Source organism: Streptomyces sp. WM6386 (genome assembly GCF_000972385.1).
Taxonomy (GTDB): Bacteria; Actinomycetota; Actinomycetes; order Streptomycetales; family Streptomycetaceae; genus Streptomyces.
In genome coordinates this window covers 1-8,898 of record NZ_JXTE01000127.1, presented here as the reverse complement: position 1 = coordinate 8,898, position 8,898 = coordinate 1, and the positions used below count along the sequence as shown (strand labels likewise).

7 protein-coding genes and 1 pseudogene are annotated in these 8,898 nt (G+C 69.4%); 5 read left to right on the top strand and 3 right to left on the bottom strand.

Annotation, left to right across the window (positions count from 1 at the left end; all coding sequences use genetic code 11):
• Positions 1 to 418: 418 nt before the first annotated feature.
• Together TN53_RS44320 and TN53_RS44315 are read left to right on the top strand one after the other, a co-directional pair.
• Positions 419 to 1,306: a hypothetical protein gene (locus tag TN53_RS44320; protein WP_052745394.1), complete on the top strand. Its 888-nt coding sequence runs from the start codon at positions 419 to 421 to the stop codon at positions 1,304 to 1,306.
• Complete coding sequence (locus TN53_RS44315; RefSeq protein ID WP_052745393.1) at positions 1,303 to 1,737, top strand: nuclear transport factor 2 family protein; 435 nt, start codon at positions 1,303 to 1,305, stop codon at positions 1,735 to 1,737. The genes TN53_RS44320 and TN53_RS44315 overlap by 4 nt, the downstream gene beginning before the upstream one ends.
• A gap of 856 nt (positions 1,738 to 2,593) precedes the next feature.
• On the opposite strand, the gene TN53_RS39585 is transcribed toward TN53_RS44315, so the two are convergent.
• Complete coding sequence (locus tag TN53_RS39585; protein ID WP_046263699.1) at positions 2,594 to 3,505, bottom strand: helix-turn-helix transcriptional regulator; 912 nt, start codon at positions 3,503 to 3,505, stop codon at positions 2,594 to 2,596.
• Positions 3,506 to 3,647: 142 nt separating this feature from the next.
• Between TN53_RS39585 and TN53_RS39580 the strand changes: the two genes are divergently transcribed.
• The 3 genes and pseudogenes from TN53_RS39580 (at position 3,648) to TN53_RS39570 (ending at position 5,815) form a co-directional block, all read left to right on the top strand.
• Positions 3,648 to 4,589, top strand: a complete 942-nt coding sequence (locus TN53_RS39580; RefSeq protein WP_046263698.1) for an NADP-dependent oxidoreductase — start codon at positions 3,648 to 3,650, stop codon at positions 4,587 to 4,589.
• 117 nt (positions 4,590 to 4,706) lie between these two features.
• A pseudogene (locus TN53_RS44515) lies at positions 4,707 to 5,235 on the top strand (SDR family NAD(P)-dependent oxidoreductase).
• A gap of 247 nt (positions 5,236 to 5,482) precedes the next feature.
• Positions 5,483 to 5,815: a winged helix-turn-helix transcriptional regulator gene (locus TN53_RS39570; RefSeq protein WP_199924731.1), complete on the top strand. Its 333-nt coding sequence runs from the start codon at positions 5,483 to 5,485 to the stop codon at positions 5,813 to 5,815.
• 154 nt (positions 5,816 to 5,969) lie between these two features.
• Here TN53_RS39570 and TN53_RS39565 read toward each other — a convergent pair whose 3' ends face one another.
• Positions 5,970 to 6,887, bottom strand: a complete 918-nt coding sequence (locus TN53_RS39565; RefSeq protein ID WP_046263696.1) for an NADP-dependent oxidoreductase — start codon at positions 6,885 to 6,887, stop codon at positions 5,970 to 5,972.
• A gap of 306 nt (positions 6,888 to 7,193) precedes the next feature.
• Positions 7,194 to 8,681, bottom strand: coding sequence for an aldehyde dehydrogenase family protein (locus tag TN53_RS39560; RefSeq protein ID WP_046263695.1), 1,488 nt, complete (start codon positions 8,679 to 8,681; stop codon positions 7,194 to 7,196).
• Positions 8,682 to 8,898 lie beyond the last annotated feature (217 nt).

Below are 8,898 nucleotides of genomic sequence, written 5' to 3'. Positions count from 1 at the left end.
TCGGCGGCATGCCCCAGCGCGACTTCCTGCGCGGTATCGAACTGCTCGGCACGAAAGTGCTCCCCCAGATCCGCGCCGAGCTGGCAAACCCCTGACCTGGAGCCGCCTCCGCCGCGACGGCCACCTAGCCGCCTCGCGATCTCCGCCGTACGGCCGGCTCGGCGCCCCGACCAGTGGGTGAGGCGTCCGCGGGCCCTGCGGTGTGCCCCCTGGCCGACAGCCGACGAATCCGTCGAACTCCTCGCCACCGAAGCCACCCGCTGTCGTCCACCGGGAACTCTCCCCGCCGCCCGAAGGGACCGCGCCGTGAAAACCGCCGCCACCGGCTTCCGCACCCGTGCCCCGCCGACTCCCCTCACACCCCGGGCGGCTGACGCCCTCCCTCAGTGATCCCCCCACCACGAAGGAGCAGACCGGAATGACCACGATCACCGATCCGTCCTACGTCGACCCGGCGCTGATCAACCCCCGCGCGGTACGCCTCGTCGCGGCGTTCAAGGACGCCCTGGCCCGCCTCCGCGACGAGGAAGGACTGACCTTCGACGACCTCAACGCCGTCACCGACGTGCTGCAGCAGATGCAGAGGGCCACCGGCGTACCCCTCGCGACGGTCGCCATGCCCCTGTACAGCGAGCTCTTCCAGGGCGGCCAGGACGGCTACACCCCCTCCGAGGATGTCACCAGTCCCACCTTCCTTCCCGGCTCCCCGCGTGTCGACAACCCCGGCGCCCTGCCGATGCGGCCGGACGAGCCCGGTACCCCGCTGGTCGTGTCCGGCCGCGTCGTGGACGGCCACGGTCAGCCGCTCGTGGGCGCCAAGCTGGACATCTACCACGCGGCCAACAACGGCAACTACTCGGGTCTGTGGGACGACGAAGTGCCCAAGTACAACCTGCGCGGGCACCTGCTCACCGACGACGACGGCCGCTACACCTTCACCACCATCACTCCCGTCGCCTACGCCGATGCCACCACCATGGCGGTCGACGCGGTCGTCGAGGCCGCCGCGGCCCTCGGCCGCAGCCTCTACCGTCCGGCCCACATCCACTACGAGATCCACCACCCCGACCTGATCATCCCCTGGATCGGTGAGATCTACTTCAAGGGAGACCCCGTCATCGCCGTGGACTTCGTCGGCGCGAAGGTGGCCCACCCCGCCCTGCAGGCGGACACCAGCTTGCACGAGGACCTCGAGGACATAGCCGGACACGGTTTCCAGGGCCCCTACCGGCGTATGGATTTCGACTTCGTCCTCAAGACCCGCACCAGCCCGGACGCCATCACTCCGAAGGAGCAGAAGGCGTGACTCCCGAGGAGGTCACGGCCTGGTCGCTGGCCCGGCTGAACACGGCCTTCTTCCACCACTACGACCGGCGCGAGTACGACGAACTGCTCGAACTGTTCGCCCCCGACGCCCTGTACGAGGTGCATGGACGCAAGCTGCGCGGTCACGCCGAGATCCTGGACGTGCTCAACGCCCGTTCCGGTCCCGAGGTGACGATCCGCCACCTCGTCACCAGCCAGCACATCCACAGCATCGGGGATGGAAGCGCCCAGGGCACCGTCTCCCTGATTGCCTACGCCGGACCCACCCCCGTCGACGAGGGCCCCGCCCTCTATCCGGCCACGAACGCCGGACACATCGTCGAACTGAACGACCACTACCGGCTCGACAACGGGCACTGGAAGATCACCCACCGCACAGCGCAGACGATCCTCGCCCCAGCCCCCGACTGATTCCTCCACGGGGTCATCGTGTCTCGTCGGCGGGACGGCCACAGCGGTTCCCGCCGAAGAGTATTCGCCCGTGGGGGGGGGGAGCCGCGGCCACCGGCGGCGGACCACTACGAGACGCGGGACGCGTCGCGTGGTCTCGCGGAGTCCGGCCGCGCTGTTCGCGTGGCCGACGGGTCGCAGTGTGTTGATCGCGAAGTCGCGGAGGGTGGCCATGGTTTTCGGGCCGTGGCCGGTGTGGACCGTGCAGAACTTCTCGGCGCACGTGGTGCCACGGACGAAGCGGAGCCGGTTGTCGATGGTCCACCGTGAGCCGGGTGTGTGCCAGACGATCTTCGCGACCGGGCAGCTACGTCTACGACAGCCAGGTCAGCCTCGTCGGGAACCAGGGCGGCACCTGGTGGACCGCCACCGTGTGGATCGAGTGCCTATGACACCGGGTCACCGCCGTCAGACAGGCGGACAGAACGCCGACGCTCCCGCCGCCCGGAGAGTGCGCGGCGGGAGCTCTCCTCCGGTGTGCTCCGTCGTCCCCGGTCTCCGGGTCTCTCTTCTCCGGCTGGCCAGAGCCGGGCCACCGCACCGGCCGTAGCCCAGCGGCCGCGCCATCTCCTCCGCCATCATGCGGCCCGCTTCCTCCACAAGGGCGTCGCTGCGGAGATATCGCCATCAAGGATCCCGAGACGGCCTGGTTGCCGTCGGGGCCGACCCGCCCAGCCGCGCCCGTCGGGAGTCTTGGGGCGCAGGTACTCGCGGTGGTAGGGGTAGAGAGCCGGTTGGGGAGCGGTCGGCCGGAGTCTGGGGGTGACGAGGAGACTGACGGACGCATCCGTCACATCGACGTCTGCTACAAGGACGCTCAGGCGGTTGCCGAGCTCGCGTCTCCGTCGGACTCCGGTGCTGCGGCGGGAACATCCTCACCGACCGGGTCGGGTCGGTCGGCAACCCAGCTCAGCAGCATCCCGAGGGCCTCGGCAGTCGGTGAGCCGAGCCGGGGCAGGTAGGTGAGCAGTGAGCGGTCGGGACGTGCAGGCACGGTCAGCACGTGGTAATCGAACTCGAGCGTGCCGACGACCGGGTGCACGATACGGACGACACCCAGCCGCTTCTCCCGTACGTCGCCGGTTGCCCACAGCTGCCGAAACGGTTCGCTGCGGATGGCCAGCTCACCGATCAGCGCTGCCAGCTTGGCGTCGTCGGGGCGGCGCCCGGTGAGCAGGCGCAGCTGGGCGACGGTCTCCGCGGCGATCGCCTCCCAGTTCGAGTACCGGGCTCGGGCCTCAGGGTGCAGGAACAGCTCTCGTGCCGCGTTGCGGGGCTGCGGCATGCCGCTCACGTCGAACACGGCCTCGGCCGCGGCGTTGGCCGCCACGATGTCGAGGCGGGCGTCGAGCAGCAGCGCGGGCGCGTCGCCCATGGCTTCCAGCAGCCGGACCAGCGGCTCGTCGGGCACTGCTCTCGATGCCCGTCGCGTGGCTCTCGCCTCGGCGTCGGCTCGACGCGGGCGAGCCAGGTTGCGAAGGTGCTCGGTCTCCACGTCCGAGAGGGAGAGCGCCTGGGCGACGGCGTCGAGCACCTGGTCGGAGACCTGCGCGGTACGCCCCTGCTCAAGGCGTTGGTAGTAGTCCGGGCTGACCCCGGCGAGCAGGGCGACCTCCTCGCGCCGCAGCCCCGGTACCCGCCGCCGCGTGAGACTGGGGGGCAGCCCCGCCTGTTCCGGCGTGATGCGCTCGCGTCGGGTGCGCAGGAACTCGCCGATGGTCGTCTCCACCTCATCGACGGTACGCCGCCGCCGGCGGCCCTGCCTGGCCCTGCTGGACCCAGGTAGGAGCGGACCTTCCTCGCGGCTCACCGGTGGACGAACGTCGGACCGCGCCTTCCACATGGGACGCGCGGAGAGGAAGACAGGACAGATGCGTGCAGCAGTAGTTCGAGAGTCCGGCGGCCCCGAGGCGATCGAGGTCGTGGAGGTGGCGACACCCGAACCGGGGCCCGGAGAGGTACTGGTCAAGGTGGTCGGCGCTACGGTCAACTTCGCCGACGTGATGGTGCGCATGGGGCTCAACATTCAGTACGGCGCGACCGCGGCACGCCCGCAGTTCGGTCTCGGCACGGATGTGGCCGGCACCGTCGCCGCGCTCGGCGAGGGTGTCACCAGGTTCGCCGTCGGGGACGCCGTCCTCGGTACTCAGGAGCGACTGGACCGGCCGCTGGGGACGCAGGCCGAGTACGTCGTACTGGAAGACTGGGAACTTGCCCCCGCTCCGGGCGGAACGGACCTGGTGCACCTGGCCACGGTCGGGCTGAACGCGACCACCGCCGACCAGGCGCTGGACGCGTTGGCCCTGGAGCCGGGGCAGTGGCTGCTGGTGTCGGGCGCTGCCGGCGGGGTCGGACTCTTCACGGTCGAGCTTGCGCGGCTGCGCGGGCTGAACGTGGTCGCCCAGGCGGGACCGGGCGACGAGAAGCTCGTCCTGGAGGCCGGAGCGCAGCTTTTCGTCTCCCGCGACGACGACCTGGTGCCCACGGTGCGCCGGCTGGTGCCCGGCGGTGTGGACGGCGCGGTCGACGCGGCCAACCTGGCCGCCGGGGCGGCGGACGCCGTACGGCACGGCGGTGCGTTTGTGTCGCTGCTCAACTCCGCTCCCATGGCGCGCCGCCAGGTGCGGATGATCAATATGGCGTGGCACACCGACGCCGGACGCCTGGCCAAGCTGGCGGCCTACGCGGGCGCCGGTCTGATCAGCCTCCGGGTAGCCAGGACCTATTCCCTGGATCAGATCGCGGATGCCCACCGGGCCCTCGCCGCGGGCGGGCTCCGAGGCCGGATCGTATTGGTCCCGGACCATGAGTGACACAAGCCCTGTCGCAGTGAGGCGATTCGAGGGGCGCACGGTGGTCGACACCGGAGGCTCCACTGGCCTGGGACTCGGCACCGCCGAACGTTTCGTCGCTGAGGGCGTCACCTCTACATCGTCGGCCGTCGGCCGTCGGCAGTCCGGCTGGACCTCGCGATCGCCGGGCTGGGACCTGCCGCGGTCGCGGTCCAGGCCGACGTGACCGTCAATGACGATCTCGACCGGCTCTACGCCACACTTGCCGAACGCGACGGACAGGTGGACGTGGTGGTCGCCAGTGCCGGCGCACCGTCGTTCGGCACCATCGACAGCTACACGGGCGAAGAGCTGGACGCGTCGTACGCCCTCAACCTGCGGGGCGTGGCGTTCACCGTGCAGAAGGCATTGCGCTGGATGCCCGAGGGCGGGTCGATCGTCTTGATGAGCTCCATCGAGGGGGAACGGGGCAGCCCCGGTCTGGGTGCCTACGCAGCCATGAAGGCCGCCCAGCAGTCCATGGCCCGTACCTGGGCCAACGAGTCGCGCGAGCGGCATATCCGGGTCAAAGATCGCTGCCTCGATCGCCTTCCTCGCCTCCGATGACGCCTCATTCGTCAACGGAGCCAACCTGGTGGTCGACGGCGGCCAGACAGAGATCGTCTGACTGTTCCGCGGCGGTTTGCCCACCAGCTGGTGGGCAAACCGCCGCGGAGACCGCTACCGCACGGCTTTGGCCAGCCGTTCGACCTCGTCGAACGCCCAGGTCCTCGTACTGTTGTGGACGTAGGTCCGCCCCCTGTCGGAGCCGTCCTCCAAAGCGAGATGGCCGGTTCCCGTGCGGCATGAACACCGCAGACCGACCCGATGGCGCCGCAGGCCGGGGGCCGTGCGTCGGCATCCCCGCTGAGCCGATGGACTTCGTCCGGCAGGTGTTGGACTGGGTCGTCGACAAGTGGAGCATGCTGGTGATCGCCGTACTGGAAGCGGGCCCTCTGCGCCACACCGACCTGCAGCGCGAAGTCCCCGGTATCTCCCAACGGATGCTCACCCTCACCGTGCGCCAGCTCCAGCACGACGGTTTGGTGACCCGGACCGCCTACGCGCGGCGGTGCCGCCGCGCGTGGAGTACGCCCTCACCCCCTGGGCCGCAACCTCACCACGTCGTCACGTCCCTGATCACCTGGGTCGCGGACTACCAGGACCAGATCCGCGAACACCGGGTCCACACCGCCACTGCACCCTGATAGCCGAGACGGCGCGGCTTGATGCCTTGGTACTCCGCCACCGGCCAGCGACCATCGGCGTCCGCCGGCGTGCAACTCCGTGACGTCCCTCGCCTCGGCACGACGATTCTGTGGACGCAGCGGAGTCCCTCCGGTGCCGGTTGTACTGCGTCCGTCACCGCACTTTCAGAACGGTCTTGCCCAGGGCGTGGCCGGCTTCGACCGCGGCGAGAGCCGTCGCTGCCTCGACGAACGGCACGACCTTGCTGACGTGGGGGTCGAGTGCGCCGGACTCGACCAGGCCCGCGAGGGGGGAGAGGGACTCCCCGTTCTGCGCCACTTGGAAGTAGCCACCGCCGAGTTCGGACGCTGCCGTCGGGTCCACGGCAGTGATGATCCTGGACTTGTCCGCGGCGAGACCGGCGACGGCGTACAGGGCGTCGCCGCCGACCAGATCGAAGATGGCGTCCACGCCGTTCGGGGCGACCGCGGCAATCCGGTCAGCCACTCCTGGTCCATAGGAGATGTGGGTGGCTCCGAGGGAGGAGACGAACTCCGCCTTATCCGGGCCGGCGGTGCCGATCACGATGGCGCCCAGGTCGCGGGCGATCTGCACGGCGGCAACGCCGATACCACCGCCGGCTCCGTTCACCAGCAGGGTGGCACCGGGCTTGAGGTTCAGTCGACCTATGCCCTGGTGGGCGGTGGCCGCCGACACCGACAGGGTCGCGGCGTCCGTGAACGACACGGCGGCCGGCTTGTGGGCCGCGGCCTGGGCGGGCAGCAGCGCGTATTCGGCGTAGCCGCCGGTCAACGGCAGGGCCCCGAAGACCTCGTCTCCGATGGTGAACCCCTCGACCCCGTCGCCGATCTCCTCTACGACGCCGGAGATCTCCGTGCCAAGGGCTGCAGGCAGGGTCAGCGGAAGGACCTCCCGCAGGTAGCCGGCGCGCACCTTCCAGTCGACGGGGTTCACTCCGGCCGCGTGCACCGCGACCAGAAGCTCTCCCGGCCCCGGAACGTGCTTGGGCAGGTCGACGAAGGTCTGTGTCTCGGGACCGCCGTACTCGGTGAAGACGTATGCCTTGGGCATGGCTCCTCGTTCTGCTCGATGGTGGGGGAATGGTTGGGGGAGTATTCAGGTGGCCGGAAAGGCAGGGGCTCGGTTGCGACCCGCGTCGCGGTATCGCTGGCCGGGGTGAGGGGACGGCGTGCACATCGCTGCCGGGCAGCCCCTTGTCCAAAGGGTCGACGGAGCCGCCGACCGAACTCGTACTCCGTTTTCGATCACTCGTCGGACGCACCGGAGGCCCTCCGGACAGAGGAGCCTCCGGTGCGGTGGTATGCGGTCCGGCCGGGGTCCGTCTCCGTGGTGTCGGCCTGGGGCGTCCGCGTGACGCTAGAGCGTCACGATCGGCTCGCCGTCGAGGAAGATCGCGTGCGTGTTGTAGAACGCGTCGAGACCCTCGGGGCCGAGTTCGCGCCCGTAGCCCGACTGCTTGACGCCGCCGAACGGCACCCCGAGATCGATGGTGATGCCGTTGTTGATCGAGACCGTGCCGCTGCGGATCTTGCGTGCGACCTCGAGCGCGTGCTGCTCGTCACTGCCGTAGACGGCGGCGTTGAGCCCGAACTCGGTGTGGTTGGCCAGCCGGATCGCCTCGGCCTCGTCCTCGTCGCGGTAGGTGAGCACCGTGGTCACGGGGCCGAAGATCTCCTCCTGTGCGACACGGGAATCGGGCGACACGTCGGTGATGATGGTCGCGGAGACGTAGTAGCCCTTGTCGAACCCGGGCGCGCGGCCACCGCCGACGGCGAATGTCGCGCCTTCCTGGCGGGCCGTCTCGAAGAAGCCGAGAACCTTGTCGTAGTGCGCCTTGTTGATCATCGGGCCGACCATCGCGTCCGGGTCGTGCGGATCGCCGACCTTGACCCGTGCGAACGCTTCGGCCAGTGCCCCGACGATCTCGTCCTTACGGCTTTCCGGAACGATCAGCCGGCTCGGATCCGTGCACTGCGCGCCGTTGTTGTTGCAGACATTGATCGGCAGCGTGTAGACGAGCCGCTCGAGGTCCGCGTCCGGCAGGATCAACGCCGGTGACTTGCCGCCGAGTTCGAGCGTGACCTGCTTGAGGGTGGGTGCCGCGGCCGCGGCGATCGCGCGCCCCACGCCTGTCGAACCGGTGAACGTGACTTTGTCCACGCCCGGGTGGCTGACGAGTTCCTGGCTCTGCTCAGGGTTGGCGGTGAGGATGTTGATCACGCCGGCCGGCAGGCCGACCTTGAGTGCGGCGTCCGCGATGTAGCCGGCGCTCAGCGGTGAGAAGTCGGACGGCTTGATGATGATCGTGCAGCCGGCCAGGAGGGCCGGGGGAAGCTTGAAGGCGGCAAGACCGAGCGGCGCGTTCCACGGCACGATCGCGGCCACGACACCGACGGGCCGCTTCTCGATGCGGGCGGTGACGCCGGACAGGCCGGTGCGGACCTCGTGGAGTTCGGTCGAGTCGGCGAGGCTCGCGTAGTAGCGCAGCAGACCGGCGAAGGCCAGCGGGTTTCCGCGGGCGGCGCCGATGACCAGCCCGGTCTCGGCCATCACCAGTTCGGCGATGGCGTCCGTGTGCTGCTCGATCTCGTCGGCGAGCGCGAGCAGGTGGTCGGCTCGCTCCTTCAGGGACAGATGGGGCCAGGGCCCCTCGTCGAACGCGGTCCGCGCGGCCTGCACCGCGGCATCCACGTCGGCACTCGACGCCAGGGCGACCTTGCCGAACGGCTCTTCCGTCGCCGGGTTGACCAGCGACTGCGAGCGGCCGTCCGTGCTCGGGCGCCACTCGTTGTCGATGAACAGGTCCCGCTCGACCACGGGGGCTGATTGATCTTGAAGTGTCATGGAGAACTCCTGGTAGACGGCAGCAATTTGTACTAGCTCATCCAATGATTTGGACGTCTGTATCCAAAATAACAGATGGATCCGTCCAGAACGGTAGACTGGCCGCATGAGCACTCCAGAGGGCCTCACTCGCAAGGGGCTGGCCACCCGCGCCCGGATCGTGGAAGCCGCCGCAGAGCTCGTCCTGGAGCGAGGCGTGAACGCGACGTCGCTCGAG

Bases quoted from the DNA above. Each gene is read 5' to 3' on its own strand.
- TN53_RS39565 (WP_046263696.1), bottom strand. From the start codon at position 6,887: ATGCCCAAGGCATACGTCTTCACCGAGTACGGCGGTCCCGAGACACAG.
- TN53_RS39580 (WP_046263698.1), top strand. From the start codon at position 3,648: ATGCGTGCAGCAGTAGTTCGAGAGTCCGGCGGCCCCGAGGCGATCGAG.
- TN53_RS39570 (WP_199924731.1), top strand. From the start codon at position 5,483: ATGGACTTCGTCCGGCAGGTGTTGGACTGGGTCGTCGACAAGTGGAGC.
- TN53_RS39560 (WP_046263695.1), bottom strand. From the start codon at position 8,681: ATGACACTTCAAGATCAATCAGCCCCCGTGGTCGAGCGGGACCTGTTC.
- TN53_RS44320 (WP_052745394.1), top strand. From the start codon at position 419: ATGACCACGATCACCGATCCGTCCTACGTCGACCCGGCGCTGATCAAC.